Here is a 507-nt window from a genome sequence, read left to right on the forward strand (position 1 = left end):
GCAGATCCGCATGGAAAAAGCCGCCACGGAAAACTTGCGTGAAGAAGATTTCCACGCCGTAATCGGCAAGTTTGTGCAAATCGATACCGTCTGCTTTGAGTTTGGCGATATCGGATACCGGTGTGCCGTCCATCCATTCGATGGTCAGCACGTCGCTGGTGCAGTAGTCGTAAAACACCTTCGGCACAATCAGCATATCGCTGTTTTGGAAATTGCGTCCGAGTTGGCTGGCATTGGCGGCTTCGCGCATTAAGTCCAATTCGTCGTGCAGGTATTTGTCAAATTCGGCCACCACTTCGCGCGGCTTCAAACGCTTGCCGTCTGAAAACAAACGCTCTACCCAGCCTGCACCAAAGCGCATCAGCGACAAATCCTGTTCGATAACGGGCAAAAGGTTGGGGCGCAAGACTTTCACGGCGACCTGTTCGCCCGAATGCAGGCGGGCTTTGTGTACTTGGGCGATGGACGCGCTGGCGACAGGCTCTGTTTCAAATTCCGCGTATAAAG

Annotated in this window: 1 protein-coding gene; it reads right to left on the reverse strand. The window is 53.5% G+C overall.

Translation table 11 applies throughout. The features are described from left to right. Nucleotides 1-507: AarF/UbiB family protein (locus tag ACTHUR_RS18670; protein ID WP_440400261.1), on the reverse strand; the 507-nt coding region annotated here is incomplete at both ends.

Source organism: Neisseria sp. P0021.S007, assembly GCF_051956855.1.